This window comes from Silicimonas algicola (assembly GCF_003970735.1).
Classification (GTDB): domain Bacteria; phylum Pseudomonadota; class Alphaproteobacteria; order Rhodobacterales; family Rhodobacteraceae; genus Silicimonas; species Silicimonas algicola.
Map to the genome: position 1 here is coordinate 1,759,985 of NZ_CP034588.1, position 26,687 is coordinate 1,786,671.

26 protein-coding genes, 2 tRNA genes and 2 pseudogenes are annotated in these 26,687 nt (G+C 65.6%); 11 read left to right on the forward strand and 19 right to left on the reverse strand.

Translation table 11 applies throughout. The features are described 5' to 3' along the window. Window positions 1-10 precede the first annotated feature (10 nt). A complete protein-coding gene (locus EF888_RS08755) occupies window positions 11-757 on the forward strand; it encodes an ABC transporter permease (protein WP_164721630.1) in 747 nt (248 codons plus the stop codon). Further along, the gene (locus tag EF888_RS08760) at window positions 757-1,968 is read left to right on the forward strand and encodes an ABC transporter ATP-binding protein (protein WP_109758638.1); all 1,212 of its coding nucleotides are present in this window, start codon (window positions 757-759) and stop codon (window positions 1,966-1,968) included. Before EF888_RS08755 ends, EF888_RS08760 begins: the two co-directional genes overlap by 1 nt. Window positions 1,969-2,120: 152 nt before the next feature. Here the strand turns inward: EF888_RS08760 and EF888_RS08765 are convergent. The 4 genes and pseudogenes from EF888_RS08765 to EF888_RS08780 all read right to left on the reverse strand — a co-directional run. Beyond that, window positions 2,121-2,255, reverse strand: a pseudogene (locus EF888_RS08765) (IS5/IS1182 family transposase); the annotation flags it as partial. 532 nt (window positions 2,256-2,787) lie between these two features. Further along, window positions 2,788-3,054: an HGGxSTG domain-containing protein gene (locus EF888_RS22445; RefSeq protein ID WP_109758639.1), complete on the reverse strand. Its 267-nt coding sequence runs from the start codon at window positions 3,052-3,054 to the stop codon at window positions 2,788-2,790. Continuing rightward, a complete protein-coding gene (locus tag EF888_RS08775) occupies window positions 3,051-3,629 on the reverse strand; it encodes a hypothetical protein (RefSeq protein WP_126918544.1) in 579 nt (192 codons plus the stop codon). Before EF888_RS08775 ends, EF888_RS22445 begins: the two co-directional genes overlap by 4 nt. Before the next feature lie 264 nt (window positions 3,630-3,893). Beyond that, window positions 3,894-7,073, reverse strand: a complete 3,180-nt coding sequence (locus tag EF888_RS08780; protein WP_109758641.1) for a 2Fe-2S iron-sulfur cluster-binding protein — start codon at window positions 7,071-7,073, stop codon at window positions 3,894-3,896. Between the two features lie 135 nt (window positions 7,074-7,208). On the opposite strand from EF888_RS08780, the gene EF888_RS08785 reads away from it, so the two are divergent. After that, window positions 7,209-9,047 (forward strand): extracellular solute-binding protein, encoded by a 1,839-nt coding sequence (locus tag EF888_RS08785; protein ID WP_109758642.1) that lies wholly within the window; start codon window positions 7,209-7,211, stop codon window positions 9,045-9,047. On the opposite strand, the gene rbsK is transcribed toward EF888_RS08785, so the two are convergent. The 5 genes from rbsK to EF888_RS08810 all read right to left on the reverse strand — a co-directional run bounded on the left by rbsK (window position 9,044) and on the right by EF888_RS08810 (window position 12,825). Then, on the reverse strand, window positions 9,044-9,967 hold the full coding sequence (rbsK, locus tag EF888_RS08790) for a ribokinase (protein ID WP_241239853.1): 924 nt from the start codon (window positions 9,965-9,967) through the stop codon (window positions 9,044-9,046). The two genes, EF888_RS08785 and rbsK, sit on opposite strands and share 4 nt — an antisense overlap. A 4-nt stretch (window positions 9,968-9,971) precedes the next feature. Continuing rightward, complete coding sequence (locus EF888_RS08795) at window positions 9,972-10,424, reverse strand: RbsD/FucU family protein (RefSeq protein WP_109758644.1); 453 nt, start codon at window positions 10,422-10,424, stop codon at window positions 9,972-9,974. Window positions 10,425-10,481: 57 nt separating this feature from the next. After that, window positions 10,482-10,940, reverse strand: a complete 459-nt coding sequence (locus tag EF888_RS08800; RefSeq protein ID WP_109758645.1) for an SRPBCC family protein — start codon at window positions 10,938-10,940, stop codon at window positions 10,482-10,484. A gap of 69 nt (window positions 10,941-11,009) precedes the next feature. Beyond that, window positions 11,010-11,984 (reverse strand): ketopantoate reductase family protein, encoded by a 975-nt coding sequence (locus EF888_RS08805; protein ID WP_109758646.1) that lies wholly within the window; start codon window positions 11,982-11,984, stop codon window positions 11,010-11,012. Between the two features lie 106 nt (window positions 11,985-12,090). Beyond that, on the reverse strand, window positions 12,091-12,825 hold the full coding sequence (locus EF888_RS08810) for a transporter substrate-binding domain-containing protein (RefSeq protein WP_109758647.1): 735 nt from the start codon (window positions 12,823-12,825) through the stop codon (window positions 12,091-12,093). Window positions 12,826-13,214: 389 nt separating this feature from the next. On the opposite strand from EF888_RS08810, the pseudogene EF888_RS22605 reads away from it, so the two are divergent. Together EF888_RS22605 and EF888_RS08815 are read left to right on the forward strand one after the other, a co-directional pair. Next, window positions 13,215-13,433, forward strand: a pseudogene (locus EF888_RS22605) (Arm DNA-binding domain-containing protein); the annotation flags it as partial. Window positions 13,434-13,436: 3 nt separating this feature from the next. Continuing rightward, a complete protein-coding gene (locus tag EF888_RS08815) occupies window positions 13,437-13,910 on the forward strand; it encodes a phage integrase central domain-containing protein (RefSeq protein WP_241239854.1) in 474 nt (157 codons plus the stop codon). Window positions 13,911-14,261: 351 nt separating this feature from the next. Here EF888_RS08815 and EF888_RS08820 read toward each other — a convergent pair. Continuing rightward, window positions 14,262-14,336, reverse strand: a tRNA-Asn gene (locus EF888_RS08820). A gap of 71 nt (window positions 14,337-14,407) precedes the next feature. Next, complete coding sequence (locus EF888_RS08825; RefSeq protein ID WP_109758649.1) at window positions 14,408-15,301, reverse strand: MBL fold metallo-hydrolase; 894 nt, start codon at window positions 15,299-15,301, stop codon at window positions 14,408-14,410. A 42-nt stretch (window positions 15,302-15,343) separates the two neighbouring features. On the opposite strand from EF888_RS08825, the gene EF888_RS08830 reads away from it, so the two are divergent. Next, complete coding sequence (locus EF888_RS08830; RefSeq protein WP_109758650.1) at window positions 15,344-16,657, forward strand: ATP-binding protein; 1,314 nt, start codon at window positions 15,344-15,346, stop codon at window positions 16,655-16,657. 36 nt (window positions 16,658-16,693) lie between these two features. Here the strand turns inward: EF888_RS08830 and EF888_RS08835 are convergent, their stop codons facing one another. The 3 genes from EF888_RS08835 to EF888_RS08845 form a co-directional block, all read right to left on the reverse strand. Then, on the reverse strand, window positions 16,694-17,008 hold the full coding sequence (locus tag EF888_RS08835; protein WP_241239855.1) for an H-NS histone family protein: 315 nt from the start codon (window positions 17,006-17,008) through the stop codon (window positions 16,694-16,696). Between the two features lie 338 nt (window positions 17,009-17,346). Beyond that, a tRNA-Ile gene (locus tag EF888_RS08840) sits at window positions 17,347-17,423 on the reverse strand. A 48-nt stretch (window positions 17,424-17,471) separates the two neighbouring features. Further along, the gene (locus EF888_RS08845; RefSeq protein ID WP_109758651.1) at window positions 17,472-18,107 is read right to left on the reverse strand and encodes a thermonuclease family protein; all 636 of its coding nucleotides are present in this window, start codon (window positions 18,105-18,107) and stop codon (window positions 17,472-17,474) included. Window positions 18,108-18,236: 129 nt separating this feature from the next. Between EF888_RS08845 and purM the strand changes: the two genes are divergently transcribed. From purM to rnd, 3 genes are read left to right on the forward strand one after another with little or no spacing between them, the layout of a single operon-like run. Further along, complete coding sequence (purM, locus tag EF888_RS08850; RefSeq protein ID WP_109758652.1) at window positions 18,237-19,289, forward strand: phosphoribosylformylglycinamidine cyclo-ligase; 1,053 nt, start codon at window positions 18,237-18,239, stop codon at window positions 19,287-19,289. Beyond that, entirely contained in the window at window positions 19,286-19,915 is a 630-nt protein-coding gene (purN, locus tag EF888_RS08855; RefSeq protein ID WP_109758653.1) for a phosphoribosylglycinamide formyltransferase, read from the forward strand. Before purM ends, purN begins: the two co-directional genes overlap by 4 nt. Window positions 19,916-19,925: 10 nt before the next feature. Then, entirely contained in the window at window positions 19,926-21,083 is a 1,158-nt protein-coding gene (gene rnd / locus EF888_RS08860; RefSeq protein WP_109758654.1) for a ribonuclease D, read from the forward strand. On the opposite strand, the gene EF888_RS08865 is transcribed toward rnd, so the two are convergent. Beyond that, window positions 21,084-22,043, reverse strand: a complete 960-nt coding sequence (locus EF888_RS08865) for an AbrB family transcriptional regulator (RefSeq protein WP_241239856.1) — start codon at window positions 22,041-22,043, stop codon at window positions 21,084-21,086. It lies immediately after the preceding gene. Window positions 22,044-22,126: 83 nt separating this feature from the next. Beyond that, window positions 22,127-22,603 carry a hypothetical protein gene (locus tag EF888_RS08870; RefSeq protein ID WP_109758656.1) on the reverse strand — a complete coding sequence of 159 codons (477 nt, stop codon included), beginning with the start codon at window positions 22,601-22,603 and terminating at the stop codon, window positions 22,127-22,129. A 94-nt stretch (window positions 22,604-22,697) separates the two neighbouring features. Between EF888_RS08870 and EF888_RS08875 the strand changes: the two genes are divergently transcribed. Beyond that, window positions 22,698-23,126 carry a SufE family protein gene (locus EF888_RS08875; protein ID WP_109758657.1) on the forward strand — a complete coding sequence of 143 codons (429 nt, stop codon included), beginning with the start codon at window positions 22,698-22,700 and terminating at the stop codon, window positions 23,124-23,126. 356 nt (window positions 23,127-23,482) lie between these two features. On the opposite strand, the gene EF888_RS08880 is transcribed toward EF888_RS08875, so the two are convergent. Genes EF888_RS08880 through EF888_RS08890 form a run of 3 tightly spaced genes read right to left on the reverse strand, consistent with a single transcriptional unit; the run spans window position 23,483 to window position 25,436 of the window. Then, the gene (locus tag EF888_RS08880) at window positions 23,483-24,127 is read right to left on the reverse strand and encodes a DUF1638 domain-containing protein (protein WP_109758658.1); all 645 of its coding nucleotides are present in this window, start codon (window positions 24,125-24,127) and stop codon (window positions 23,483-23,485) included. Window positions 24,128-24,166: 39 nt separating this feature from the next. After that, window positions 24,167-24,733, reverse strand: a complete 567-nt coding sequence (locus tag EF888_RS08885) for an ASCH domain-containing protein (protein WP_109758659.1) — start codon at window positions 24,731-24,733, stop codon at window positions 24,167-24,169. A 4-nt stretch (window positions 24,734-24,737) separates the two neighbouring features. Further along, window positions 24,738-25,436, reverse strand: a complete 699-nt coding sequence (locus EF888_RS08890) for a corrinoid protein (RefSeq protein WP_109758660.1) — start codon at window positions 25,434-25,436, stop codon at window positions 24,738-24,740. 156 nt (window positions 25,437-25,592) lie between these two features. Here EF888_RS08890 and EF888_RS08895 point away from each other — a divergent pair, with 156 nt between their 5' ends. After that, window positions 25,593-26,675 carry a PA0069 family radical SAM protein gene (locus tag EF888_RS08895; protein ID WP_109758661.1) on the forward strand — a complete coding sequence of 361 codons (1,083 nt, stop codon included), beginning with the start codon at window positions 25,593-25,595 and terminating at the stop codon, window positions 26,673-26,675. Window positions 26,676-26,687: the final 12 nt, after the last annotated feature.

Here is a 26,687-nt window from a genome sequence, read left to right on the forward strand (position 1 = left end):
GCTCCGGCACATGCGCGACACTATTTCGGTGCTTGTGATGCGCGATCAGAAATCGCGCTTCAAGAGCACCGTGATGGGGGTCTTCTGGGCCGTGGCGAGCCCGATGCTATTTCTTCTGACCTTCTACCTTCTATTCAAAGTGATCCTACCGCTCCAGATTCCTAATTATGCCGCGCATCTCTTCATCGGCATCGTGGTCTGGTCTTGGTTTCAGGGCGCCACGTCTGAAAGCGTGACAAGCATCGTGGCGAATTCCGCCTTGATTGCACAGCCCGGCTTCCCGGCCGTCGCCCTGCCGCTTTCCGTCACCACCTCTCATCTGTTGACACTCATACTGACGCTGCCGGTGCTGGTCGTCATTCTGCTTTTCAGCGGCACGAGCATCGGCCTGTCGCTGATAGCGCTGCCGGTGGTGATGGCCGCGATGTTCATTTTCGTGCTTGCCGTGTCGTACCTCGTCGCCGGCCTGAACGTCTCATTCCGCGACATGCAGTATATCGTACCGATCGTCCTGCAACTCGGCTACTTCACGACTCCGATCTTTTACGACGCAACTAATCTCCCCGACCGCACGCGCGCCGTCCTGGGGCTGAACCCCATGCTTCACATCATCGAGGCGTTTCGCGCCATCTTGATGCGCGATAGCTGGCCGGATTGGGGCCCGCTTTCCTTGGTTCTAGGAGGTTCGCTCTGTTTTCTCTGGCTTTCACAGATGTTCTTCCGCCGTGCCAGCCTGCGATTTCTGGAGGAATTGTAGTGCGGCACGCGTTGATTGCTGAAACCATCGGAAAGAGCTTCCGTCACCGCAACTCGGATATTGCCCCGACCTTTCGCGCATGGCTGGAATCCGGCTTGTTCCGAAATCGGTCGGAGAAGCGGTTCTGGGCCCTGCGCGATGTCAGCCTCAGAGTCGCGCCGGGTGAAATGGTCGGCGTCATCGGACGCAACGGATCTGGCAAATCCACGTTGTTGCGCCTCCTTGGCGGTGTCATGCAGCCTGATCGCGGCAGCGTTGCCGCCAGCGATCCAGTGCGCGGGCTGCTTCAGTTGAACACTGGGATGCATCCCGATCTGTCGGGGCGCGAGAATGTCTTGATCAACGGGGTGCTTTGCGGCCTTCTGAAATCAGAAGTGCAGGAGCGGATGAGCGATATCATCGCTTTTGCCGATCTGCACGACCACATCGAGCAACCGGTGCGGACTTACAGCAGCGGAATGAGACTGCGCCTTGGCTTTGCTATCGCCGTTCATGTCGATCCGAAGATCCTGCTCATCGATGAAGTTCTGGCGGTCGGCGACCTAGCCTTTCAAGGAAAATGCCTTGCCCGTATTTCGGCGTTCAAGAAAGCCGGCTGCGCGATCGTCCTCATCAGCCACGACATGCACCAGATCCGTGAGTTCTGTGATCGCGCGATCTGGTTAGACGCAGGACATGTTTGCGCCGAGGGTTTGCCTGACGCGGTTGTCGAGGCGTATGAGACCGCCGCCCACAGCGCGGCGGCGAACGAGGCGGCGAAGGCGGAGCCGCTCGAAGGACCGAACCGCTTCGGTACGAAGGAAGTCGTCATCGGCGACGTCAGGCTGATGGACGCGTCCGGAGCTGCGATCGGTACCATTGCTCAAGGAGATGCAATGACCGTTCGGTTCCGACTGACTCCTGCCGAGCCGACGCAAGTGCAGATCAGCGTCAGTATCGCCGATGCATCCCGGCGCCTCTGCTTTGACGCCAATTCCGAGACTGATCAAATAGAGATCCCTGAAGTTGCGAGCGGCTTGTCGCTTTCGATCAGCTTTGCGCGGCTCGATCTTTCCCCCGGCACCTACTTCGTTTCGGTCGGCGTATGGCACAGAGACTGGTCGAAAGCCTATGACATGCATATGGATGCCTACTCCTTCGAAATCACGGGAGGTCCCAAGCTCCTGGGCGTCCTAGCCCCGCCGAGACGCTGGCGGGCCACCCCGGACTGACACGTCAGTCGACCACACACTCAAGGGATGTTCGGTCAGTCTGCAAGACGCAAGTGGTTTGCGATTCTGCATGAAGCTCAGCAGCTTCTGCACATGAATGGCTCTGTTACATAAATCGGTCGATGACCGAGGTTCCCTTTCCTCGGACGGACTTACTCCAGAGCTTCTGTGACGGGTATTCCGAGCGCAGTGTAGCCGTTGAGGACGGCGATGCGGCCCTGAAGCTCGGCGAGCTGGCGGTCGAAGTCCATCGCCATGAACTGCTGACCCGGCAGTTTCACGCAATTGACCTGAGGCCTGACTTCCTCCAGACACTGCACCCAACCTGTATGCCCTTATTCAGCCCGAGCTGCGCCGGCAGTATCGCTCATGGATGGCGCCGGCTGGACCGATGCGACGCGAGTTCTCTACCCGGAGGACACGCTGTACCCCTTTTGGGATTACTGTCGAAGCAGATGGGAACGGAACGCAGACGTGCGGTTGGATCATGTGTTGCTGTCCGACAGAATGAGGACCCAGCTTTTATCCGGTGGCGTAGATCGGGACATTCGGAGTCAAGTCGGCGCCATTGACCATCGTCTCCGTCCGCGGTTGTCTACTCTAGCATTTCTCCCCGCCGAACCTTTATTCAGACCGGGGCCGTCATGCACTAATGCGTCATTCATTCAGAATCACAAAGATCATATCATACTGCTCTTCAGACTTTGACCGCATAGTGCGAGTTTGCTCAGTTGCTGACGACCTTGTCTCCAGGTTTTGAAATGACGACACTCCATGGACCACTTCGCAAAGCATGCCCGCGCGTAGGTCTCGGGGCGATCAGATTTCTTCTATGATCTCTCGCGTGCGCTGAACAAACGCGCGTATTAGGAGACGCGTCTCCTTGGAGTGCGCAGTATGACGCCCATGCTTCAACGCGTTCTGATTGCCCTTGGGCGCTCCCGAACCCTTGGCTCCGCCATGCATGCGGCAGCGTCGCTTGCCCGCCACCGCCGGCGCCTGACACGGCGTGCCCCGCCGTGTTTTGGCGCCGCAGCGGGGGCTATCTCGCATCGGCTTGGTGTTGCGCGGATGATATGACGTCATGTCCGCCGCAGCTTGGAAGGCTCAAATTCCGGCATCGGCACTGATTTCTGTTCCTCCAGCACAGCGGGAGAGGCCTTGTTGTGCTTTCCGGCTCCAGAATCCACATTGCCAACTATGGCTTGCGCACCGGCTTCGATGTGGACGTGTTCGACGGTGACCTTCTGTTGACCCTTGCCGCGGTGCTTGTTCAAGGCCGCGACCTGCTGGGTATAGAGGGCCATGAGCTTCTGCGCATGCTTCAAGTTCTGCTCACGATCGGCAAATCGCTCTCGCGAATGAGCGGCCCGTCTCAAGCACTCGAGGGCGGCGGCATGCGTTCCTATCATCTGCGCGGCCAACATCCCCTCGATCCCATCCCTCGGCGCGAGGCTTTCATATTGTTCCAGAGCCCGGCGGAACCAGGCCTGCTGCTCGTCGTGACCGACGTTCAGTGGGATAAAAAGAAGGTCCACAATCTCGTGGAGCTTCCGCATTTCCACGTCCGCGATGTTAGCCACCACTTCCTTCGAGGGCATGATTGAATGCGACGCAAATCGTTCGTCCTCAACCGCGTCTGGTGATTTCTTCTTGGTCATGGCCCGCAAGTGGGCATAGCCGATCGATTTTGCAAGCCGACGTTACTGTGCATGGGGTTGAATTCGACTTTCTTGCTGCAGACCCCCTCCCCCTACTAAGCCACATTCATTCGGCCGGGCTCTACGCTCAGAGCAAATGATTGGGGCGCCTAACATCGAGACAGGTTCGGACGCACCAACAGGATGCTCGAGCTTCTGTACATGCTCCTGTCGCCCGTCACCGAGACGGCCGCCGAACAGCGCCGCGCCTTCGCGGGCTGACGCTCAAAGATCGATGTCCACGATCCCGTCCGGCTTCGCTGCGCGCGAGCGGCAGAGGATCATCGACACTTTGCGGTCGGCAGCGGACAGCACGAAATCGCGATGCTCGACCTCGCCCGCGACGACGCCGCAGCGGCAGACGCCGCACAGACCGTCGGAACACTTCAGATCGACCCGCACCCCTGCTTCAAGCAGGGCGTCAGCTGCCGAGCGGTCCGCCGGAACCTCGACCTCACGCTGCGACCGGGCGAGGCGGAGGGTGAACGGATGGTTCTCATACTCCGGTTCCTCGGGAAGGGCGAAGTACTCGACATGCAGCGCCTCCTCCGGCCAGCCCGAAGTGCGGGCCGCCGCCGTGACGGCGGTGATATAGCGGTCTGGGCCGCAGACATAGGCGTGGGCGCCCTCCGCCGGCCCCGAGAAAAGCGCCTCCATATCGGCGCGCGTGCCCTCGTCGCTGACATGGAGCGTCACGTTGTCGGCCCAGGGCATCCCGGCGAGGTCGGGCAGAAAGGCGGCGGCGCCCCGGGACGGCACCGAATAGTGCAGCCGGAAGTCGCGCCCGAGCGCGTGTAGCCGGTGCGCCATTGAGATCATGGGGGTCACGCCGATCCCGCCGCCGAAGAGAAGCGTCACGGGCGCATCCTCCACCAGCGGGAAGTGGTTCACGGGCTTCGACAGGAACACCCGCCGCCCCTCGCCGAAGATGCGGTGCATCAGGCTGGACCCGCCGCGCCCGGCATCCTCGCGCAGGACCGCCACCTGATAGACCGAGCGGTCGGCGGGATCGCCCGACAGCGAGTATTGCCGCAGGAACTCGGGCGCCACGACGACGTCGAGATGGGCGCCGGCGGTCCAGGCGGGCAGGTCGCTGCCGTCGGCGGCGCGCAGCTCGTACTTCGCGATGGCAGGCGTCATCCGCTCGACCTTCGAGACGACCGCCTCGACCACGGGGCTGTCGGCGAAATCGGGCACCCGGTGCGCCACGTCCTCGCCGCGTGCGACGGCGGCGCGATGGTCGTCGGGTGATAGGAGGTCGCCGTAGGCGAGGATGCCCGCCTCGCGATCCATCGGATAGGGATAGGGCCAGGGCGGCGGCGTCAGCGGGGCAGGATAGACGGCAAGCGTCTGGTCCTCGGGCCGGATCTTCAGATCGGGCTGAAGGTCGCGCGCGTTCCCCGGGTGGCGCGTCGGGCGATAGCCGCCGTCCTCTTCCAGTTCCAGATCCCACCACCACTTCTTGACCGGGTTCAGCCCGCCGCGCCCCAGGCGGTCGTCGAGCGCGGCCAGCGCGGGGGCAAGCGACGGCACGTTCGAGGCCATCCAGCGGAAAGGGCGTTCGGCAAACAGGCCCTCCAGGTTCCACGGGCAGGTCTTCATGCAGCGCCCGCACATGGCGCCGCCCTTCGTCGTGATGCGGTAAGTGGCGCACTTCTGGCTGTCGGACTTCCAGATCTCGTAGCCGTTGAACATCTTCTTCGGTCCGGCGGTGATGGCACCCGAGGGGCATTCGCGGGCGCACTTGTTGCAGGCCTCGCAAAAGGACTGGAGGCCGAAGTCTATGGGCCTGTCGAAAGCGAGCGGCATGTCGGTCGTCACCACGCCCGATTTCAGGCGGGGGCCGAGGAAGGGGTTCAGGATGACCTCGCCGATGCGCGAGACCTCTCCCAGCCCGGACAGAAGGAGCAGCGGCGGCTGCACGACCTCGCCGTCGAGCACGGTGTGCGCCTTGGCCGAATATCCCAACTGCCGGATGTGCGCCGCGATCACGCCTCCCAGAAGGGAGAACCGCAGGTAGGCGCGCATCGACTGGGCAACGCTGATCCAGTCGTCTCCGCTGGCGCCTTCCATCGTCTCGAAGCCCTGATCGACGATCATGCTGATGGCGGTCGGGTGGGGTGGGTCGATGGGATGGCCCGCCGCGTCGTGGCTGTACCACGCCCAGTCCGGGCAACGGCTGATGCCGACCGCGTCGATCCCAAGGAAATAGGCGGCGGCCTTGATGGCGTCGGCGTTCTCCTGCGGATCAGCAGGGTGTAGACCCTCGCTTGGCGGGCCGTCCTGCAACAGCACGAAAGCCCCCAGCATGCGACGCTCGGCCGCCGCTGTCGGGGCCTTCTTCGCGTAGTGCCCGCCCTTTGCGCCATCCTGCACGGCCTTGCCCAGATCGCCGAACTGGGCGCGGGCGAACATGTCCGTTCGCTTGGGGACGCGCGGGACACGCGGCTCGTCGATATAGGTCGTGGGTGCGTCGACGCGTTTCAGCGTCTCGAAAGGGTGCGGGCCATCGGCGAAGCGGCGTCGCGCGAAGGGATCGCGGTTCAAGGCACTATTCGCCGTCCCCCAGCCGAGCCACCAGCGCGGTCCAAGCGAGGGCTGGTAACGGGCGAGGGGGCGGTCAGGCGTCATGGCGAAGGTGGTGGTGAGTGCGGCGACACCGAAATGCAGGCCAAGGAAGGGGGCCGACACCTCGCCGTGTTCGGCGACCGCGAGCCCCGCTTCGACCGCAAGGCGGTTCAGGTCGACATCGGACGAGGTCTCCGTGTGCGCCTTTGCGTCGAAGCCCAGAAGCCTGAGGTAGTTCGCCAGCACGACCGCGGTTTCCGACGCGCGCAACGCGGCGGCGGCGGGGCCAGCGCCCTCAAGCCACTCGGTGCTCGCTTCGTCCGGCCAGGGGTCGCGGGGGCGGGCCGAGAGGAAGATGACCGCGTGGGTGTGTCCGTCGATTGTCGATGGCGGAGCTTCCATCGAGTCCTTGAGGTCGGCCATGATCATGTCGATGCCCGACGCGAGCGTCTTCGTCTGCTTCGTCTTCAGGTCGTTGGCGAGACGGTCGATGCCCGGGTTGCGCCACGGCTGCGGCAGGTGCGCAGCGGGCGGCAGGCGGCAGATGCCGACCATGTGGGTGTCGTTGAAATAGCCGAATGCCTTCAGGTGGCGCGCACGTTCGCCTTCGTCGTCCGGACAGGCGGCGCGGGCGCGGTTCACGAGGCCGTCTCGGATCGCGTCCATCATCGCCTGGTGGTCTGCCATCGCAGCGGCCAAACCCTGCGTCGGCACCGCGAGCGGCCGCGCGTCCGGCAGGCCCCGCAGGTCGGGCGTGTCCTGCCGCCGGAGACGCTCCAGCGGGTAGGGACCCAGGTGGACGGGCCGGTTGCGGTCGGAGAAGAAGCGAAGCGCCATCGTCGGCGAAGCTATGTCCGCGCGCGGTCGGCGGCAAGGGACGGCGCCACGCGCATGGCGCGAACTTCGCCTCTGAAAACGCGTCGTTTTCGCGTCATGCGCGTGCTACGCTCCCTCGACAGACCGGAGGTCCCGATGCGTTCGACCCTATTCGCCTTTCTCGCCCTTCTTGCCCTGGCCCTTCCTGCCGCGGCGCAGGACACGACGGTCAGCCACGGAATATCCGCGTTCGGCGAGCTGAAGTATCCGCCCGACTTCGCGCATTTCGACTACGTCAACCCGAGCGCGCCGCGCGGCGGGACGATGAGCTTTCGCGGAACGCTCGCCAGCCAGACCTTCGACAGCCTGAACAAGTTCATCCTCGCTGGCGAGGCGGCGCAGGGGCTGGAGCTGATCTACGACCAGCTCATGGTGCGGGCCTGGGACGAACCCGACGCGCTTTACGGTCTTCTGGCCGAGACGATCGAATATCCGGCAGACAGGTCCTGGGTGATCTTCAAGCTCCGGGCCGACGCGCGCTTCTCGGACGGGATGCCCGTCACGGCGGACGACGTGGCTTGGACCATCGAGACGCTCAAGACGAAGGCCAATCCGCTTTACCGCCTCGCCATCGAGGACGTCGAGGGCGCCGAGGTGCTGTCCCCCCGTGAGGTGAAGGTGACGTTCCGCGCGGGCGCGCAGACCCGTGACCTGATCTCGACCGTGGCCGAGCTCGAGGTCCTGCCGAAGCACTACTATCAGGCGAACGATTTCGAGCGCTCGACGATGGTCCCGCCCGTGGGGTCCGGACCCTATGTGGTGTCGAGCGCCGACCCGGGGCGCCGCATCACCTATTGCCGCAATCCTCAGTATTGGGGGGCGAGCCTTCCGGTGAACCGGGGCACCAACAACTTCGATTGCTACCGCTATGAATATTTTTCGGATTCCACCGCTGCCTTCGAAGCGTTGAAGGCGGGGGTCTATCTCTTCCACGAAGAGAACTTCTCGGCTCTCTGGGCGACCGGCTATGACTTCCCCTCGCTGACGCGGGGCTGGGTCAAGCGCGAGACGCTTCCGGACGGTCGGTCCTCGGGCGCGCAGGGGTTCTGGTTCAACCTGCGCAATCCCAAGTTCCAGGATCGCCGGGTCCGAGAGGCGTTGGGGATGATGTTCAACTTCGAATGGTCGAACGAAACGTTGTTCTACGGACTCTATGAGCGCACCGACAGCTTCTGGGAGAACTCGCACCTCCAGGCCGCAGGCGCGCTGGAGGGCGAAGAGCTTGCCTTCCTCGAGGCGTGGCGCGACAGGCTGCCCGAGACGGTCTTCAGCGAACCCGCCTTCGTGCCGCCCGTGTCGCAGCCGAACAAGACCGACCGCGCGATGGTCCGGCGGGCGAACGCGCTTCTCGAGGAGGCGGGCTGGGTCGTGGGCTCGGACGGTGTCCGGCGGAACGAAGCGGGGGAGGTTCTGAGCGTCGAATTTCTCAACGATAGCCCGGCCTTCGAGCGCATCATCCTGCCCTTCATCGAGAACCTGAAGGCCGTTGGCATCGACGCCACGCTGAACATGGTCGACCCGGCCGAATACGAGGAGCGGCAGGAGCGTTTCGACTATGACATCGTGTCGGGCCGCTATGTGCTGCCGGTGTCGCCTTCGGTCGAATTGAACGTGCTTTTCGGGAGCAACAGTGCGAACGATCCGGGTTCGGCGAACCTGTCGGGCATCGCCGATCCGGTGATCGACGAGATCATCCAGCAGGTGCTGGCCGCAGAGGACCGCGAGACGCTCGATGTGCGCGTCAGGGCGCTGGACCGCGTGCTGCGCGACCGGATGATCTGGATCCCGAACTGGTTCAAGGGCGAACACTGGGTCGCCTATTGGGACGTCTTCGATCATCCGGCGACGAAGCCGCCCTATACCCGTGGCGTTGATTTCTGGTGGTGGAACGAGGAGAAGTTCCGCGCCCTGAAATCGGCCGGCGCGCTGCGTTAGCTTCGGGCGAGGAGGGCGTCGATCTCGGCGCGCGCCGGCATCGAGGCGGCGGCACCCGCGCGCGTGACAGACAGGCCCGCGACGGCGCATCCGAAGCGCACGGCATCCTCACCCGACATGCCTTCCGAGAGCGCCACGGCGAAGCCGCCGTTGAAGGCGTCGCCTGCGCCCGTCGTCTCGACCACGCGCTCGGCCAGGAAGGCGGGGACATGGATCTCGCCGTCTCTCGTCACCAGAAGCGCGCCGTTGCCGCCGAGTGTCAGAAGTGCGGCGCCCACGCCCTTTTCCAGAAGCGCCTCGGCGGCGCGGCGGGCCGAAGGCAGGTCGCTGACGGGAACCCCGGTCAGAAGCTCGGCCTCGCTCTCGTTCGGAGTGACGAAGTCGCAGAGCGGGAAGATCGCGTCGGGGAGGGTGGCGGCGGGGGCCGGGTTCAGGATCGTCACCGCGCCGCCGTCGCGGGCGATTTCGAGCCCGCGCATCGCTGCGTCGACGGGCTGTTCCAGTTGCGTGACGAAAACGCCGGCGCGTCGGATCAGGTCGGTCTTCGTATCGATATCGGAAGGCGTGATGCCGCCCGCAGCACCCGGGCAGACGATGATCGCGTTGTCGCCCGTCTCCTCCTCGACGAAAATACAGGCCGCACCCGTGGCCTCGCGCTCGACCTGGATCACCGCCGGATGGACGCCGGCGTCGGCCCATGTCGCGAAGGCGAGGTCGGCGAAGGTGTCGCGTCCCAGCCGGGCGATGAAGTGGACGTCGCCGCCTGCGCGCGCCGCTGCGACGGACTGGTTCGACCCCTTGCCGCCGGGCCCGAGGGTGAAGCGGTGGCCGAGGATCGTCTCGCCGATCTTCGGCAGCCGGTCGGCACGGTAGGTGGTATCGGCGACGAAGATGCCGAGGATGACGATGGGGCCGGTCACGGCGTCATTCTTCCGGAGTGATGACGCCGAGGCGGAAGATGACGTTGCCGTAGAACCGCCGCTCGCCGGTCTGGATGATCGCGAAGGCCTCCCGGGCGAGGTCATAGAAGGCGAAGCGCTCGACCGAGACCATCGGGCGCGGGCGGCCCTCGGCGGCGTCGATGGCCTTCTGCGTCTCGGCGATGACCGGGGCGATCTTCGCCGGGTCGCCGTCGATCTCCATCCGCATCGCGAAGTCGTCGACGAAGGTGTCCAGCGGCAGGACCGACAGGACCGCCTCGGTCGCCTCGGCCAGCGTCAGGTTCTCGAGCCTGAGAAGCTCACCCAGGACCGTGTCGCGGGCGCAGGCCTCGGACGGGAAATTGGTGTCGGTCAGCACCACCGTGTCGCCATGCCCCATCGAGCGGAGCGCGTAGAGCACGTCAGCGTTCAGTCTGGGGTCGATGCCCTTCAGCATTCCCTGCCTCCCTGTTTCGGCCCGACCTGAGCACGATCGGGAAGGAAAGGGCAAGTCTCAGGCGGTGCCGTCGGTGCGATCGTTCATCACGCGGGCGAAGTCCTCGAAGAACTTCGCCGACAGCTTCTTGGCCGTCGCGACGATCAGGCGGCTGCCGAGCTGTGCGATCTTGCCGCCGATGTCCGCCTTCGCGGTATAGGACAGCACCGTCTCGTTGCCGTCCTCGGTCAGGGTCACGTCGGCGCCGCCTTTGGCGAAGCCCGCCGCGCCGCCCTTGCCTTCGCCTGTGAGGCTGAAGGCGTCGGGGGCGCCGCTCTGGTCGAGGTGGACGAACCCCGCGAAGGTGGCCTTCACCGGTCCGATCTTCAGGACGACCTTCGCCTCGAGGTCATCCGGCGACGTGCGGGTCAGCTCCTCGCAGCCGGGGATGCACAGCTTCAACACTTCGGGGTCGTTGAGCGCGGTATAGACCTCGGCCTTAGGCGCCCTGATGCGGACCTCGTCGTTCAGTTCCATGCGTCGTGCTCCTTGCGGCCTCGTGACTGCTGTGGCGGCGGGCGGCGTCCGGGTCAAGCCTGTCTTGCGTCAGGGAGGGGGCAGGCCCACCATCGCGTGAACTTCTGCCGCCCGAACGCCGCCTGGCCCCGAGCCCTTGCGCACCAGCCGCGCGGCGAGGCGGCACATGGCTTCGTTGGCAGGGGCGGGGACGCCGTGGAGGCGGGCGAGAAGGACGATCTCGCCGTTCAGGTAGTCCGTCTCGATCGAGCCAGCCCCGCGGGCGAGGCTTTGGGTCGAGGACGTGCCGCTTCGGGTGACGCCCTCGACTTCAGCTGGACGCATGAGGTCGCGGCGGGGATCGTCCTGACCCACATCCCGCCAGGCGATGCCTGCGGCCGCGAGGACCTGTTTGGCCTCCTCGCGCAGGATCTCGGCCACAGGCCCCGTCTTGGCGCCCCGGCCCACGGCAGCCTCGACCACGTTGCCGAGGTTCAGGATCAGCTTGCCGTACTTGCTTACCATCACCGCGGGATCGACATAGCCGCGGATTCCGCCCGGTGTCAGCGCCTCGGCGAGCGCCCGGTCGTCGTCGTCCGCCCCGGACGGCGCGCGGCCGATGTCGAAGACGCCGAACTCGGGCGCGCAGCAGGCCACCGCCTCGTCCAGCGCGTCGAACTGCGCGGGCAGCATGACCGTCACGCCGTGGACGTTCGGGAAGAGCCGCAGCGCGGTCCGTTCGTTGGCGATGCCGTTCTGGCAGCAATAGATCGGCTGTTCGTCGACGCCCGCATCGCGGAGCGCGGCGAGGGCGTCAGCGGTGTGCTGGCTCTTGACCAGGAGGAGGATCGCGTCGTCGGGTCGGAACTCGATCTCGGACGGCGCTTCGCGCAGGTCGAGCCGATAGCGCCGGCTGCCGTTCGCCGAGCGGAAGGCGAGACCATTTGCCTGAAGCGCCTCGAGCCGGGCCCCGCGCGCAATGCCCAGCACCTCGTGCCCGGCCTCGGTGAGCGCCGCCGCCACCACGCCGCCGACCGCGCCCACGCCGTAAAGGATGTATCGCATCGCTCGTCCCCCGTTCGCCGCTCCCTTGTCCGACGAGGGCGGCGCCCTTGTCAAACCGGCCTTGCCGGCTGGCGGCGGGACAGTCGTGACGCCAGATTAGCGCAAGCTAGTCCGGAAGAACCGCCGCGTTTCGTGCGACGCCGTTGCGCTCGAGAATGTCTGCGATGGCGCGGCTGCGTGCGAGGTTGGCCAGCATGTCGGTCAGGTGGCGCGCGGCCCGGGGCCGGCCCTTGACGATGGCCATGGCCTGCCGGATTTCCATGAAAGGGGGGGACAGGACGCGTGATCCGGGCCGCAGTGCCGCCTCCGCCGCCATGACGTCGCCGATGCCCGCCCCGGCGGCGACCGTGCCCACGTCGAGTGCGGCGAGCATGGCGCGGATGTCGGGGAAGCGGACCAGGTGGTCCGCCCCCGCCTGACGTTCGAGCGTCAGCGTGTAGGCCGACCCCTCGACGGTGCCGACCGGCGCGCCCGAGGCGACCAGCGCTGCCGCATCCGCCGCATCGCATCCCGGCCCGGCGAGGTAGCGTCCCTCGATCGCGACGTAGGGCAGGGTGAAGTCGAGGGTCTCGGCCCGCTTCGGGTCGACGGCGAGAAAGCACAGGTCCCAGACTCCCTCCGTCGCCGAGCCCGAGACATCGGCGGCGCGCTCGTACTCCACGAATTGCAACGGAAGGTTGAGCGTGCCGGCAACAAGCCTCGCGAGATCGACCGAGATGCCGCAAGGAGCTCCCGTCTCGTCCCGCCCGACCAGGATACGGTTCCCGTGGTTCAGCGCCACACGCAAAACGCCCTCCGGCGCGTACTCCGACAGGAGTTGTCGAGAGGGTGGAAGCGCCATGAGTCTTCTCGCAGCAGGGGTCGCAGGCGATAAGAACAGGGATCGTCCTGAAGGTCACGGTCTGAACGACGGGCGCGTGGGATCGGATCAATGAGGAAGATTGGCTCCGACGGTAGAGATCCAACGTACGACCAATTGACAAACGCCCATCTACCTAGAGCTTTTCCGTCGCTTCAGCTCACTTTATCGGATGGCGGCGCGGTCCTTTTCTTGTTGACGATACTAAAAAATGAACGTCACTGAAAGGTTCAAGGGATGGCAGCGCCTGTCAGCCGTTTTTGTTACCCCAGGCGTTACCCGATCGTCGTGGGTCGGTCGGGACCATCCACTTAAGTGGTCGAGTCGCGTGGAATCGAGACCCGACTGGGGTCACAGGGGGTAGCCAGCATTTGGTAAAAGCCTTCACTTCGAAGACGATTGGCGCTCTTAGATCGGATCCCGACAAGCGGCTCGAGATCCCCGACCCTGCTCTCTCCGGGCTCTACTTGGTGGTACAGCCTAGCGGGGCAAAATCCTGGGCGTTTCGCTATCGCCACGACGGGCGACCTTGCAAGTTGACTCTTGGCAGGTGGCCGGCCCTGGGCCTTGCCGCGGCAAGGGCGGCCGCGACGATGGCCGTCGACGCGACCCAACACGGGCGGGATCCGTGCGCCGAGAAGCGCGAGGCAAGGGCGGAAGCAGCGGAGCGCGCCGATCGCGATCTCTTCGACACTCTCCTCTCCGACTTTAAGCGGCGCCACGTCGCCAAGCTGAAGTCCGCGCGGACCGTCTCGAGAGAGCTCGACCGTTTTGCCCTCAAGGCCTGGCACGGTCGGAACATCCACGCAATCACACGTCGCGATGTGGTCGACTTGTTGGACGAAATCGCAGAGAGCGGGCGCGGCGTCACAGCAAACCGGATCCGGCAGTACCTTGCTCGGTTTTTTTCCTGGCTTCTCGAGCGCGAGGTCATCGCGTCGAGCACCATGACCGGCGTCAGGCCGCCGGCGCCGGAGGTTAGCCGGGATCGGGTGCTTACTGACGAGGAGATAAGGTGGCTCTGGCGCGCCTGCGAAGAAGTGGCGCACCCTTGGGGGCACCCCTGACAGAAGCGCGTGATGCAGCCTCCGGAGACGGGCGCCGGGATCGGTGGTCATCTCTCTCGCGGGTCACACTGCGAAGCCCTAGAATTTCTCGGAACATCAACGAAAGACCGACAATGCTGTCAGAGACCGGTGCGGGTGGTGGAGACTTTCAGCAGCGCGACCATTTAGTATGTCCCTCGCCACGTACCTGCTTGACGACGAAGAAGAACCGATCGCGCCAACGCTTCGTTGTGTTCGGCTGAGTTCTCTGCGGAAGTCACGGCGGGCGTTACCCCATACGTTACCCGGCCGCTCACTCGCAAGCCGATAGATCTAATCGGCTCTCTCAAATCACCGATATTGCGGGGTTTTTGGCTCCGGCGGTAGGGATCGAACCTACGACCAATTGATTAACAGTCAACTGCTCTACCGCTGAGCTACGCCGGAACACAGGGCGGGGATATAGCAACGGTCCGGGGAAGCGTCCAGAGGCTTCGGGCAGAAATATGGGCCGGGCGTCAGCGTCGGAGAAAGCGGGCTACGGGTGAAATGTCGGGTTCGGCTGTGGCGAGATTTCTATGAACCAGATCAATGAGGTGGGCGAAGACGTTGCGGGCGGCCGCCGGCAGCATTGCGACGGGGATGTCGGTGTAGACCGACGCCGTCAGCTCCTCGAGGGACACGGGGCTCGGCCCAAGTGCTGCGAGGATCTGGGCCTCGCGCGTCCGGCGGTGAGAGATGAGCCAGTCGAGGCGGTCGGCGGGATCGCGGATGACGCCGCCGTGGGCGGGCAGAAGTTCGACCGCGCCCAGGTCGCGCAAACGGGCGGAGGTCGCCATGAAGTCGGCGATGTCGCCGTCCGGGGGCGAGACCAGAGACGACGACCAGTCCATGACGTGATCGCCCGAGATCACGCGGTCGCCCCAGGCGAAGGCCAGGTGACCCGCGAAGTGGCCGGGGGTGTGAAGCACGTCGAGCGCCCAGCCTTCGCCCTCGATCCTGTCGCCCTCGGTCAGGGTCTCGTCGGGACGAAAGGCGTGATCGATGCCCTCGCCACCGCCGGTCATCCCTTCGGCGACGAGGCGGGTCATCAGCGGGCTGCGTCCCGCTTCGGGTGGTCCAAAGGCCAGGACGGGCGCGCCGGTCAGTTCCGCCAGCCGACGGGACAGGGGGCTGTGATCGCGATGCGCGTGAGTGACGAGGATGTGCGTCACCGTCTCGCCCGCGGTCGCTTTGAGGAGTGCGGCAAGGTGATCCGCGTCCTCCGGACCAGGATCGATCACGGCAACGCGGCCCTCGCCCAGGATGAAGCTGTTCGTGCCCCAGTGCGTCATCGGCGAAGGATTGGGCGCCAGCACCCGCCGCAGGCCGTCGGCGAGGGTCACTGATACGCCCGGCTCGGGTCTCGTCATTGGGGCCTTCCTCTTGCCGGTCGCCGCTTCTAGGCTCATCGCATGATCGGGCGGGTTCTCAAAGGCTGGATGCCAAGGTCGCTCTACGGGCGCTCGACCCTGATCCTCCTGGTGCCCGTAACAGCCATCCTTCTCGTGGTCACGATCGCCTCGATCCAGCGGATCTACGACGGCGTGTCACGGCAGATGTCGGAAGCTGTGGCGAACGAGGTCCGGCTGATCCTCGGCCAGGTCGAGGCGGCGCCGGACGCAGGCCGCGCGATGGAGGCGGCGCTCGAGGTCGCGACGCCGCTCGGCATCGAGATCAACACGGTCGATGAGCCCGTCGTGACGCAGCACGAATGGATCGACCTCTCGGGACGTACGGTGATCGAAACGCTGACGGCCGAGGTGCCCGGAGTGTCGGCTGTGGATCTTTTGACGCGCGACGCCTTTGCGCGCCTCGCCGTCGACACGCGTTTCGGTCCCGTCGCGCTCGACGTGCCGAGGCGGCGGCTCACCATCCGCAATCCGCACCAGTTTCCGGTCCTGATCGGGGTGACGGCCATCTTGATGTCGGTGATCGCGCTGATCTACCTCCGCAATCAGATGCGGCCGATCCGCAGGCTGGCCTGGGCGGCCGAAGCCTTCGGAAAGGGACGATCCGTGCCCTACCGGCCCGCGGGTGCCACCGAAGTGCGCTCGGCGGGCGCGGCCTTCCTCGACATGCGCGACCGGATCGAGAGGCAGATCGAGCAGCGGACCATGATGCTGTCGGGCGTGAGCCACGACCTGAGGACACCGCTGACGCGGATGAAGCTGGGGCTGTCGCTGATCGAGGACGACGAAGAGGCGCGCGCCATGAGCCGCGACGTCGAGGACATGGAACGGATGCTCGAGGCCTTCCTGTCCTTCGCGCGCGGAGATGCGCTGGAGGATCCGGTGCGCACCGATCCGCGCGAGATGGTGCGAGATCTGGTGGCACGGGCCGCCCGGGCGGATCCGGTTCACCTGGGGCCGATGATCGGCGAGGGAACCGCCATGCTTCGTCCCGACGCGCTGCGCCGCGCCGTCGGCAACCTGATCGGGAATGCGGTTCGATACGGGCACGAGGCAAGGGTGGGCGTCGAGATTTCAGACCGCGACATCCGTTTCATCGTCGAGGACAGCGGTCCGGGTATTCCCGTCGAGCAGCGGGATTTCGTCCGCAAGGCGTTCACGCGCATGGACGCGGCGCGGAACCAGAACCGCGGATCGGGTGTGGGGCTGGGGCTTGCCATCGCCTCGGACGTCGCGCGTCAGCACGGCGGGCGACTGGTCCTCGAAAAAAGCGCCGACCTGGGCGGCCTGCGTGCGGAACTTCATATCCCGCGCTAGGCGCGCGGCCACCTGAGGGGCCGCGCGCAAAGACCGTCAGACCTCTAGGCTTTCGGGTTTCGTGCCAGAGGCGAGAGCGTTCTTGAACCAGGCCGGCTGACGACCCCGGCCGGACCACGTATCACCGGGCTTTTCCGGATTGCGGTATTTCGCGGGCGCTTTCGGCTTGCGTGCTTTCTTGCCGACAAGCTCCTCCACGGACATCCCGTGTTCGCGCGCGATTGCTTCGACCTTTTTCAGCGCCTCTGCGCGCTGGCGGTCCTGGTAGCCTGAAATTGCCTTGTCCACGTCCTTCTTGAGGGAACGCAATTCCTCCAGGGACATCGCGCCCAAATCCATCTTGGTTGCCATTCGGCACTCCTGTGAGTTGTGCGGCGGAACCGACCGCAATTACCGTGAGATTTCCGATGCGTTTAATATAGAGGCAATTAATCTGTGACAATTATTTTTTTATGTGTCGCTGTCACCCTTGCGTGTTTTGGGGCACCGACCGGCTTTCGGCGACGCCTCAATTTGCAGCAGGGGGCGCTTCGGTGCGGGCAGTTTGGGGAGGAGCACGAGAAAGGGTTTGGCGTTTCGCGGCGTGGCGCGAGATTGTGCAGAAGCCGTGCAGATCTCGAACGCGGGTCCTGACACGCTAATCCATCGCGCGCCCCGGCAAAACGATTGACGTTAACAAACGTTAATGATGGTAGGCCCGGAGGGACTCGAACCCCCAACCAAAGCGTTATGAGCGCTCTGCTCTAACCAATTGAGCTACAGGCCCGACCTGCGCGGCGTTCTAGCAGGTTCGCATTTCGGGTCAAGCGCGGCATCAGTTCCAGCGGGGGGCGCGCCATCCGGCGGCGACGGCCTCGGCTTCGGAGCAGAACCATCTTTCGCCTTCCGACAGGTTGATGCGCGTCTTCGCATACCAGGGCGACCACGGCGGGTGATAGATGTGGCCGTTCTTCGAGATGTTGCCCTTGATCGGACATCCTTCAGGGGCGTCGTCCTCATCCGCCAGCGCTGCGGTCCAGCGCAGGGAGCGGTAGTCCCAGGGTGCGGTGTAGTCGCCCGAGAAGACGCCGCGACGGCGTTCCCGCGCGGCGGTCTCGACGTCGACGTAGGCATCAGAATAGCGCACGAAGGCCCAGGCCATGCCCTTGTCGATCATCGACGCCCCGATGTCCGTTCCGTCGGCGTAACATGTCGCTATGGTCCGGTCGAAACCGTCCTGACCAAGCGCGTCGCAAGTGATGTCGTGCTCCTTCACGATCTCGACCAACTCGGCGGTAGCATCGCTTCCGCAAGCCCAGGAGCCGTAGAGCTGACCATGCTCGGGCGCGTCGATGCCGTTCAGGCGATAGATGGTGCCGTCGATTTCCAGCGTGTCACCGTCGACGACGCGGGGTTCCGACAAGGCTGGTCCGCACAACGCGATGAAGACCACAACTGAAACTGCCTTCACGTCTGTCTCCCTCGTCCGCTCTTAACGAAGGTTAACACGTCACCTCGGCCCGGAGCAAAGCCATGCCGTGCCTCGTGGACTTCGGTTCGCGCTTCCGCTAGGTCCGCGGGCGCGACACGGAGGGTGCCCATGACGAACGATGCCGCCAAGACCGGCCTGACCTATTCCGAAGCGGGCGTCGACATCGACGCGGGCAACGCCCTTGTCGAGCGGATCAAGCCCGCGGCGAAACGGACCGCCCGCCCCGGCACCATGTCGGGGCTCGGAGGGTTCGGCGCGCTCTTCGACTTGAAGGCGGCCGGCTACAGCGACCCCGTCCTCGTCGCCGCGACGGACGGCGTGGGCACCAAGCTCAAGATCGCGATCGAGACGGGCGAGGTCTCGGGCGTTGGCATCGACCTCGTCGCCATGTGCGTGAACGACCTCGTGTGCCAGGGGGCCGAGCCGCTTTTCTTCCTCGACTATTTCGCAACCGGAAAGCTGGTCGTCGACCACGCCGCTGCGGTCATCGAAGGGATCGCCACCGGCTGCGAGCGCGCGGGCTGTGCGCTGATCGGGGGCGAAACGGCCGAGATGCCGGGGATGTATTCGGGCGAGGATTTCGACCTCGCGGGCTTCGCCGTCGGCGCGATGGAGCGCGGGCAGAGTTTGCCTGAAGGTGTCGAGGAGGGTGATTTCCTTCTCGGGCTCGCGTCGAACGGCGTCCATTCCAACGGATACTCGCTGGTCCGGAAGATCGTCGAAGTCTCCGGCCTATCCTGGGACGCAGACTGCCCCTGGGGCGAGGGCACGCTCGGGCAGGCGCTTCTCGCGCCGACGCGGCTCTATGTCCGGCCCGCGCTCGAAGCGATCCGTCTGGGCGGCGTCCACGCGCTGGCACATATCACCGGCGGCGGTCTGACCGAGAACCTGCCGCGCGTCCTGCCCGAAGGTCTCGGCGCCTCCATCGACCTTGGAGCTTGGAGCCTGCCGCCCGTGTTCCGCTGGCTGGCCGAGACCGGCGGCATCTCGACGCCGGAGCTTCTCAAGACCTTCAACTGCGGCATCGGCATGGTCGTCGTGGTGGACAAGGACCGCGCGCCCGACCTGATCGCGCTGTTCCAGAAAGCGGGCGAGCGGGTCGAGGTTCTGGGCCAGGTCGTGGCGGGCAGGGGCGTCGACTACACCGGCAGCCTCGGGTGAAGCGCGTCGCCATCCTGATTTCGGGCGGCGGCTCGAACATGGTGGCGCTCGCCGACAGCATGACGGGCGACCATCCGGCCCGTCCCGTCCTCGTCCTGTCGAACGTGGCGGAGGCAGGCGGCATCGCCAAGGCCGAGGCGCGGGGGATCGACGCCGACGTCGTAGACCATCGGCCCTTCGGCCGTGACCGCGCGGCCTTCGAAGCCGCTCTGAACGATCGGCTGGCCGAGGCGCTGCCCGACATCCTCTGCCTTGCCGGGTTCATGCGCATCCTGACGCCGGCCTTTACCGAGGCCTGGGCGGGCAGGATGCTGAACATCCATCCCTCGCTTCTTCCGAAGTATCCCGGGCTCCACACCCATGACCGTGCGCTGGCGGCGGGCGACGCCGAGGCGGGCTGCACCGTCCACGAGGTGACGTCCGATCTGGACCAGGGACCGATCCTGGGGCAGGCGCGCGTGCCCGTCCTGCCGGGCGACGATGCGGACCAGCTTGCCGCCCGCGTGTTGACGGCAGAGCACCAACTCTACCCCCGCGTCCTGAGGCGTTTCGCGGAGGGCAACCGGTCGCCGCTTTACTTGCTCGAGGGGGGAGAAGCGCCTAATACATCCGGACGTTGCGATTGAAAGGCGCTGTATGATCAAGATCACGTCGACCGAGGGCCTGGCCGCCTTCTGCGCCCGGGCCGCCGACGCGCCTTATGTGACCGTCGATACCGAATTTCTCAGGGAACGGACCTACTACTCCAAGCTGTGCCTTTTGCAACTCGCCATCCCGGGCGAGGCCGAGGAGGACGCGGTGCTGGTCGATCCGCTGGCCAAGGGCCTGTCTCTCGATCCGCTCTACGACCTCTTCCGGAACGAGGCGGTGGTGAAGGTGTTTCACGCCGCAAGGCAGGACGTCGAGATCTTCTATGTCGAAGGCGGCGTGATCCCGAAGCCTCTCTTCGACACGCAGGTCGCGGCGATGGTCGCCGGTTTCGGTGAGCAGGTCGGCTACGAGACGCTGGTGCGCAAGATCGCCAAGGCGAACCTCGACAAGTCGTCGCGCTTCACCGACTGGTCCCGTCGCCCGCTGACCGAGGCTCAGGAGAAATACGCCCTCGCCGACGTGACGCACCTGCGCGTGATCTATGAATTCCTGGAAGCCGAGCTGGAGAAGTCGGGCCGCCTTCCCTGGGTGGAGGAGGAGCTTGCGACGCTCACCGAGCCCTCGACCTATGTCATTCATCCCGACGAGGCCTGGCTGCGGATCAAGACGCGGACCAATTCGGGCAAGTTCCTTGCCGTCGTGCGCGAGCTTGCGCGCTTTCGCGAGACCTATGCCCAGTCGCGCAACGTGCCGCGCAGCCGGGTGATGAAGGACGACGCCCTGCTCGAGATCGCTTCCACGAAGCCCAAGACGCACAACGACCTCAGCCGCTCGCGCCTTCTCCTGCGCGATGCCCGGAAAGGGGAAATCGCGGACGGCATTCTCGCCGCTGTCGAGACCGGGCTGAACGTGCCCCCCGAGGATCAGCCGAAGCCCGACCGGTCGCGCGACGCGCTTCAGGTGAATCCGGCTCTCGCCGATCTTCTGCGGGTGCTTCTGAAAGCCAAGTCCGAGGAACTGGGCGTGGCGCAGAAGCTGATCGCCACGTCGTCGGACCTCGACGAGATCGCGGCAGGCCTGCGCGATGCGGCCGCCCTCAAGGGGTGGCGGCGCGAGGCTTTCGGCGAGGATGCGCTGCGGCTCTGCGACGGCAAGCTTGCGCTTCGCGCGCAGGGTCAGTCGGTCGTCGTTTTCGAGGTCTGATCAGCGCTTGCCGAACAGTCGGAAGACGATCGGCGCCATTGCGATCACGATGGTGATGCGAATGATGTGCATGGTCGCGACATAGGCCACGTCGGCATCGAGCGAGAGAGCTAGCAGGCTCATCTCGGGCAGACCGCCGGGCGAGAAGGCGAGGAAGGCGGCGTCGGCCTCGGTGTTCGTCAAAGCCTGGATCGCGAAGGCCGACACCAGCGCCACCGACAGCATCGCCGTCGACGCGCCAAGTGCGAGGGCCAGGTCGTGGACCACCTCGCGCAGGGCGGCGCCGGCGAACCGGCAGCCCACCACCGTTCCGATGACGAGTTGCGCGGCGTTGACGGCTGGCGTCGGCGGCGGCGTCTGGGAGAAGCCCGTGAGGTGGACGAGTGCCGAAAGGATCATGGGGCCGAGGATCTGCGGGGCGGGCAGCCGCAGTCTGGGCGCAAGCGTCGCGCCCACGACGGCGCAGGCGAGGAGGATCCCGAGGTCCCTGAGGCTGACCGCCGAGAATCCGAGGTAAGGCCGAGACGATCCCGTCGTGCGGACGTCGAGCACGAAGGCGTAGAAGAACACGACGCCCGTCACCACGATGAAGATGCGGCTGGCGTGGGCAAGGGCGATGCGGCGCTCGTCGCCCCCGGCTTCGCCCCCTAGGATCATCATGTCGTTCAGCCCGCCAGGCGCCGAGGCGAAATAGGCCGTCACCATGTCGTACTTGCCGACGAAGCGGTAGAACGCGAAAGCCCCTGCAAAGGCGGTGCCGACGAAGAACGGCAGCACGGCGAAGGTCAGGAGCCAGTCGTTCACATGATCGAAGAGGCCGGGATGAAAACCCGACCCCAGCATGACGCCCAGGATCGGGACCATGATCTTGCGCAGGGTGGCCGGCGCCTCGACCGGCACGCGGATCATCGCGGCGATAGTGACGAAGACCATCGCTCCCAGCATGAAGGGCAGGGGCATCCCGATGCGATAGGCGGCGAGGCCTCCGACCAGACCGATCGCAAGTGCGACGAGCTGGCCCCTCAGGGTGACGAGGCGAGGCGTCAGGGCCGGATGGTCCGGACGTTCCGGGCCCCCGCCACGCGAACGGCCGACAGACCGGCAAGCGCGCTGTCGGTCAGGTAGAGCGCCACGGTCACCTCGCGCGACCAGCGCGTCGAGGCGCGGGTGGGTGCGGGCGGCGGCGAGGCGCGCAGGACGAAGTCGAGCGTGCCATCGAATGCCGTTTCCCTCGTGGCTGGGACGAGGGCGGCGTCGTACCAGCCCTGCTCGGTCGTGAGGCCCGTGACGCGCAGGATCGCTCCGCCGGTCGCGCGTTCGAGCGATATGTCGGTGATCTCGGCGACCGGAGGACGGGGATCCTCCCGCCGGGCCGGGACCGACATCGCGGTGCCGCCGTCGCTAGCGCCTCCGCCTCCGCCCCCGAACCAGTTGAACGGGTTCAGCCGGCTTTCGCCAAGGCCGCAGCCCGAAAGCGTCAGGGCGGCAGCGGTGGTCAGGATCAATGTGCGTGGCGTCATCTCGGCCCCCCTTCGCTTGCGACTCCTGTTAGCTTCTTCGGAGGGGCAAGGAAAGCGTCTGGACCTTCGTTCCTGCCGGGCCTATCCGGGTCGTATGGCACAGGACGCTTTCGAAGAGATCGCCGAAACCTTTGAGTTCCTCGACGACTGGGAGGATCGCTATCGCCACGTCATCGACATGGGCAAGGCGATGGCACCGCTCGAGGACGCGCTGAAGGTGCCCGCAACCAAGGTCGACGGCTGCGCCAGCCAGGTCTGGCTCGTGCCGCGGATCGAGGGCGAAGGGCCCGGCGCGGTCTTCACCTTCCGGGGCGAAAGCGATGCGATGATCGTGCGCGGGCTGATAGCCATTCTGGTCGCGCTTTACGACGGGCTGACGGTGGCGGAAGTGCTCGACGTAGATGCCGGAGCGGAATTCAAGCGCCTCGGTCTCGACGCCCATCTCTCGGCGCAGCGGTCGAACGGCTTGCGCGCGATGATCCAGAGGATCCGCCAGACGGCGGCGACGGCACGCGGGGCGTAAGGCGTCCGGCGGCGGGGCAGGACCAGGGCGACGCCGAGCGAAAGCGCCGCAAGAGCCGACAGCTTGACCGCGACGCGCGGCATGTCGAGCGGGGCGTCTCCGGGCGGGGCATGGTAACTCAGGACCCATCCCATCACCAGCTCCGGAAATATCTCGAGCGGCGGCTCCGACCCGATTTCGATCCGATCGCCCGACGCCGGATGAAGCGTGGCCGCGCCAAGAGGTGCAGCGGTGGCCAGGGTGAGGAGAAGGGCGAGAACGAGGGACACTGGGCAAGGGACCGGATCAGGCGCGGCACGTCCTCATGCGCCTGACATGGTTTACGCACGGTTAACCCCAGGCTTGCGGCGCGGTCGTCACTGCCGGTCCAAGGTCTCCAGCGCCGTCGCCAGCTCACCGTAGCCGGTGAACCGGCGCTCGAACGCCAGACCCAGTCGGCGGGCGCAGTCGCGGGCGCGTTCGGTCAGGGCGGGATCGTCCGTCTGCGCTTCGTAGACCAGCGTCCTGTAATTCCCAAAATAGGCCTCGCGCAGTTCGGGATGACGGTCGAGTCCGAGGGGCTTCCACACGAAGGCGTCGAATTGCCGGGCGAGGAAGTCGGTCAGGTAGAAGGCGTCGATCTCGTCTCGGGCAAGGAAGTCCGGCGTGCCCTCATAGAAGGCATAGCAGTGTGGTCCGGCCAGCATCTCGACGCCCAGCTCGGCCGCCGCAGCCTCCAGAAGTCCTCCCGTCCCGCAGTCGGCGTAGGCGAGGAAGATGCGGTCGTACCCATCCGCCTCGGCCACTGCGGTCCGGACGGCGGGCACGATGCGGTCCGGGTGATTGTGCAGGATCGCCGGCAGGCACCTGAGGTCGACATGCGACAGCCCGTTCCGGTCGAGGATCGCGAGGATCTCGCGCGCCAGCGCCCCGCAGCCGATGACGAGGATACGGCCTGCGCCCTTCGGAGCGAGACCCTTTTCCGTCAGCCGGTCGTCATCGAGGTGCGGGGGCGTCGTCATCGGGGAAACATGCGTGCCGGGCCGCGAAACCGCAAGGGGTCAGGACCGCGCCGCCAGAACGGCCTCGCCCCGCCGCGAAAGACGGTAGCCGACCCTCAGGCTTTCGGTCAGGCCCATTTCCTTGAGCTGACGGACCTGCCGCTTGAACACCTTCGTCTCGAGTCCGAGACCGGCGGCGAGATCGGGTGCACGGGTCGCCGGGTGGTCGCCGATTAGCCGGAGATAGGCGAAGGGGTCGAAATCGGCGCGGGACGCCTTGGCGTCGAGCGCGGCGAGGATATCGTCCATCTCGGTTTGCGACGGCACACTATTGCGAAGCTTGACGCGAGGATCCTCGTGCAGCGTGAAAGCGATGCGCCAGAGCGGGTCGTCCCCGTCGAAAACAGGCTCGGCGAACATCGCGTCGGTCGAGGCGTATCCGGCCTTCCGCGCCTCGGCATCGGTCACATCGGAGGGCGACACCTCGCGCACGTCGTCGATGTGCAACTCGCCCACGCCGGTCCTCTGCCGACCGCCGGGTTTCGCGCGCGAAACCGGCCAGCGCCGGAAGGCCAGCGTGACCTCTCCTGCCGCAATCCGCTTCAGCGTCTCGACGCGGAAGCGCATCGCCTCAGGCGGACATCTGGTTGTGCTTGCGCGCCATGAACGTCTTCGCCGTCTCGACCGCCACGGCCGCGTCGCGGCAATAGGCGTCGGCGCCGATGGCCTTGCCGAATTCCTCGTTCAGAGGGGCGCCTCCCACGAGGACGATGTAGTCGTCGCGGATGCCCATCTGAACCATCGTGTCGATGACGACCTTCATGTAGGGCATCGTCGTGGTCAGAAGTGCCGACATGCCGAGGATGTCGGCGTCGAATTCCTTCATCGCGTCCAGGTATTTGTCGACCGGGTTGTTGATGCCGATGTTCAGCACCTCGAAGCCGGCACCTTCCATCATCATGGTGACGAGGTTCTGGCCGATGTCGTGGATGTCGCCCTTGACCGTTCCGATGACCATCTTGCCGATGGTCGGCGCGCCGGTCTCGGCCAGAAGGGGCTTCAGGATCGCCATGCCGGCCTTCATCGAGTTCGCGGCGAGAAGCACCTCGGGCACGAAGAGGATGCCGTCCCGGAAGTCCTCGCCCACGATCTTCATGCCGCCGACGAGCGCCTCGGTCAGGACGCGGTAGGGCGCCCAACCCCGGTCGAGGAGGATGTGAGTCGCTTCCTCGATCTCGGGCCTCATGCCGTCGTAGAGGTCGTCGTGCATCTGCTGGACGAGTTCTTCGTCGTCGAGCTCGCTGAGAACGATATCGTCTTCGTCGGACATGGGTCGGCTCCACAGGGTGACGATCCCGGTTTACGGTTAAACGCCTTGGAATGAAACGCCGGATTGCGACGGAACACGTCGCGGCGGCGACGTGGAAGCGGTTTCGCGACAGCCGTTGCACTTGCGCATGTTCTTTGTTTGTTCCATTCTCGTGGCATGGCCCGCTCGTCCCATAACGCAGACCCTGCCGCCCGTGGTCGCGCGGCGCGCTCGAACCGTCCGGGCCGGTTCGAGTCCGAGGATCGCAACGTCTTCCATGACGGCTGGGACCTGGAGGAGGAGCTGCCGCCGCTCCGGACCGAGGTCAGCGTCGAGAGGCCGCGAAAGGTCATCACGCGCAACACCTCGCCCGATATCGGGTTCGACCGCTCGATCAACCCCTATCGCGGCTGCGAGCATGGCTGCATCTATTGCTTCGCGCGGCCCTCGCACGCCTACCTCGGCCTGTCGCCCGGTCTCGATTTCGAGACGCGGCTCGTCGCGCGGCCCGGCGCGGCCGAGGTGCTGGATAGAGAGCTGAGAGCTAAAACCTATCGTCCCGCCGTGATCGCCATCGGCACGAACACGGACCCCTACCAGCCGATCGAGCGCGAGTATCGCGCCATGCGGCAGATTCTCGAGGTGCTTCACGCCTTCCGTCACCCTGTCGCAGTCGTGACGAAGGGCACGCTGATCGAGCGCGACGCGGACATTCTGGGCGAGATGGGACGCATGGGCCTTGCGCGGGTCGGCATCAGCGTGACGACGCTCGACCCCGTCGTCTCCCGAGCGATGGAGCCGCGTGTGCCCGCGCCGGAGCGGCGGTTGCGCACCATCGAGCGGCTGACGGCAGCCGGCTGCCCGGTGCGGATCATGGTCTCGCCGGTCGTGCCGGCGCTGACCGATCACGAGGCGGAAGCGATCCTCGCGCGGGGCGCCGAGGCCGGCGCGGTCGCTGCGAGCTGGATCATGCTCCGGCTGCCGCGCGAGGTGTCGCCGCTGTTCCGCGAGTGGGTCGAGGCAGAGTTTCCCGATCGAGCGAAACGGATCATGGGGCGGGTGCGTGAGTTGCATGGCGGCCAGGACTATGACCCCGAGTGGGGCAAGCGGATGACGGGGGAGGGGCCCTTCGCCGAGCTTTTCGCGCATCGCTTCGCCATCGCGACCAAACGTCTGGGGCTGGCGCGAGATCTGCCGCCCCTGCGCACCGATCTGTTCCGCCCGCCTCCTCGCGCCGGGGATCAACTCTCGCTGTTCTGAGGTTCTGGCGCG

Bases quoted from the DNA above. Each gene is read 5' to 3' on its own strand.
- EF888_RS08755 (WP_164721630.1), top strand. From the start codon at position 11: ATGCGCGACACTATTTCGGTGCTTGTGATGCGCGATCAGAAATCGCGC.
- EF888_RS22445 (WP_109758639.1), bottom strand. From the start codon at position 3,054: ATGACGTCATATCATCCGCGCAACACCAAGCCGATGCGAGATAGCCCC.
- EF888_RS08775 (WP_126918544.1), bottom strand. From the start codon at position 3,629: ATGACCAAGAAGAAATCACCAGACGCGGTTGAGGACGAACGATTTGCG.
- EF888_RS08780 (WP_109758641.1), bottom strand. From the start codon at position 7,073: ATGGCGCTTCGCTTCTTCTCCGACCGCAACCGGCCCGTCCACCTGGGT.
- EF888_RS08785 (WP_109758642.1), top strand. From the start codon at position 7,209: ATGCGTTCGACCCTATTCGCCTTTCTCGCCCTTCTTGCCCTGGCCCTT.
- EF888_RS08795 (WP_109758644.1), bottom strand. From the start codon at position 10,424: ATGCTGAAGGGCATCGACCCCAGACTGAACGCTGACGTGCTCTACGCG.
- EF888_RS08800 (WP_109758645.1), bottom strand. From the start codon at position 10,940: ATGGAACTGAACGACGAGGTCCGCATCAGGGCGCCTAAGGCCGAGGTC.
- EF888_RS08805 (WP_109758646.1), bottom strand. From the start codon at position 11,984: ATGCGATACATCCTTTACGGCGTGGGCGCGGTCGGCGGCGTGGTGGCG.
- EF888_RS08810 (WP_109758647.1), bottom strand. From the start codon at position 12,825: ATGGCGCTTCCACCCTCTCGACAACTCCTGTCGGAGTACGCGCCGGAG.
- EF888_RS08815 (WP_241239854.1), top strand. From the start codon at position 13,437: ATGGCCGTCGACGCGACCCAACACGGGCGGGATCCGTGCGCCGAGAAG.
- EF888_RS08825 (WP_109758649.1), bottom strand. From the start codon at position 15,301: ATGACGAGACCCGAGCCGGGCGTATCAGTGACCCTCGCCGACGGCCTG.
- EF888_RS08830 (WP_109758650.1), top strand. From the start codon at position 15,344: ATGATCGGGCGGGTTCTCAAAGGCTGGATGCCAAGGTCGCTCTACGGG.
- EF888_RS08835 (WP_241239855.1), bottom strand. From the start codon at position 17,008: ATGGCAACCAAGATGGATTTGGGCGCGATGTCCCTGGAGGAATTGCGT.
- purM (WP_109758652.1), top strand. From the start codon at position 18,237: ATGACGAACGATGCCGCCAAGACCGGCCTGACCTATTCCGAAGCGGGC.
- rnd (WP_109758654.1), top strand. From the start codon at position 19,926: ATGATCAAGATCACGTCGACCGAGGGCCTGGCCGCCTTCTGCGCCCGG.
- EF888_RS08865 (WP_241239856.1), bottom strand. From the start codon at position 22,043: ATGCCCCTGCCCTTCATGCTGGGAGCGATGGTCTTCGTCACTATCGCC.
- EF888_RS08870 (WP_109758656.1), bottom strand. From the start codon at position 22,603: ATGACGCCACGCACATTGATCCTGACCACCGCTGCCGCCCTGACGCTT.
- EF888_RS08875 (WP_109758657.1), top strand. From the start codon at position 22,698: ATGGCACAGGACGCTTTCGAAGAGATCGCCGAAACCTTTGAGTTCCTC.
- EF888_RS08880 (WP_109758658.1), bottom strand. From the start codon at position 24,127: ATGACGACGCCCCCGCACCTCGATGACGACCGGCTGACGGAAAAGGGT.
- EF888_RS08885 (WP_109758659.1), bottom strand. From the start codon at position 24,733: ATGCGCTTCCGCGTCGAGACGCTGAAGCGGATTGCGGCAGGAGAGGTC.
- EF888_RS08890 (WP_109758660.1), bottom strand. From the start codon at position 25,436: ATGTCCGACGAAGACGATATCGTTCTCAGCGAGCTCGACGACGAAGAA.
- EF888_RS08895 (WP_109758661.1), top strand. From the start codon at position 25,593: ATGGCCCGCTCGTCCCATAACGCAGACCCTGCCGCCCGTGGTCGCGCG.